The following is a 1,458-nucleotide window of genomic DNA, read 5'->3' on the forward strand; positions in this document are numbered from 1 at the left end:
CTCCGAGGAGGACGGCAAGGCGCTGATCGAGGAGATCCTGTCAGCCGGCCTCGAGCAAGGCATCGTCGGCGACGCGGTGGTGTCGGCAAGCCTGGCCCAGGGCGACGCCTTCTGGAATTTCCGCGAGACGCTGCCCGAATGCCAGAAGCCTGAGGGGGCCTCGATCAAGCACGACATCTCCGTGCCGATCGCCTCGATCCCCGACTTCATCGATAAGGCGGCCGGCGTGGTGGAAGGCGTCTGCCCCGGCGCGCGTGTGGTCTGCTTCGGCCACATGGGCGACGGCAATCTGCACTACAACATCTCGCGTCCGGTGGATTGGCAGGACGAGCCGTTCCTCGAGCTCTATCACCCGATGAACAAGGCCGTGCACGATGTCGTGCGCTCCTTCCACGGCTCGATCTCGGCCGAGCACGGCATAGGTCAGCTGAAGCGCGACGAGCTGATCGCCACGGCGCCGCCGATGGCCATCGACCTGATGCGCCGGGTGAAGGCCGCCTTCGATCCCGCAGGCATCATGAATCCCGGTAAGGTTATCTGATCCTTCCCATATCTGGTGGACGGTCGCATTCCGATAACCATCCCTGAGATCAGCAAAATTTAACCGACTTTCTTAAGCGCGCCGGTAAGAAGCCAGCGCTAACATTTCTTCCCATAACGAGGCCGGAAAAACCGGCCCTGAGAGAACCGGAAAACGGCCCTCAGGAGTAACAGGGAAGACATCGATGAACACTGGACTGAAGCCAGTCTGGGCCGGGCGCAACATGCGTCTCGACCCATTTCGCCTGCCGCAGATGGTGAGCTACGCCACCCGCGACGACTATGGCGATGTGACCTTCACCATCGACCAGCGCGGCGCCGTCATCCGCCGCATGCTGGAGATGAGCGGTTTGCCGGCGATCATCGCGCTGCCCGCCAAGGCGTTCCGCGGCGTTGCCGCGCGCGCCATGGAGGATCCGGACGGCAACGTCACCGTGACGCTCGAGCTCCTGCACAATGATCCGATGCTCTCGGTGCCGCTGCTGGTCGCCGACGATCTCGAGGACGTCGCCGCCGACTGGCGCGCCTGGGCCGACGCCTATCGCCTGCCGATGCTGCTGATCGAGGCCGACGGCATTGCCCGCACGCTGGAAGAATCGCTCGGCGCCGCCATCAAGGCGCTGCCGCCGCAGGAGCGCCGCAAGGGCCGCGTCTCCACCACGCGCCGCCCGCGCTTCCTCGCCCGCCGCAAGGCCGGCAATCTGGGCCTGAGGCTCGTCATCGACGGCCAGGAGATCATTGCAAGGGAGTAGGTTTCTTCTCCCCGTCTCTATACGGGGAGAAGTGCCCGGTGTCCGAACCGGATAGATAGGTAACAGAATGGACCGATTAGATGGGTGACAGTTTTCTTGCCAGCCGGGAGGACCGGCGATGGTTTGGCGAGAGACTGGCATCATGGATGAGCGGCTTCGTTTTGTT

General features: G+C 63.6%; 2 protein-coding genes. Both read left to right on the forward strand.

Annotated elements, in window-relative coordinates; translation table 11 throughout:
- A partial coding sequence (locus EOA24_RS37765) for an FAD-binding oxidoreductase (RefSeq protein ID WP_245501958.1) occupies nt 1-541 on the forward strand: 541 nt, incomplete at its 5' end.
- Between the two features lie 184 nt (nt 542-725).
- Nucleotides 726-1,292 (forward strand): DUF6101 family protein, encoded by a 567-nt coding sequence (locus tag EOA24_RS37770; RefSeq protein ID WP_126078596.1) that lies wholly within the window; start codon nt 726-728, stop codon nt 1,290-1,292.
- Nucleotides 1,293-1,458 lie beyond the last annotated feature (166 nt).

Origin of the sequence: Mesorhizobium sp. M2A.F.Ca.ET.039.01.1.1, assembly GCF_003998035.1 — a bacterium.
Taxonomy (GTDB): Bacteria; Pseudomonadota; Alphaproteobacteria; order Rhizobiales; family Rhizobiaceae; genus Mesorhizobium.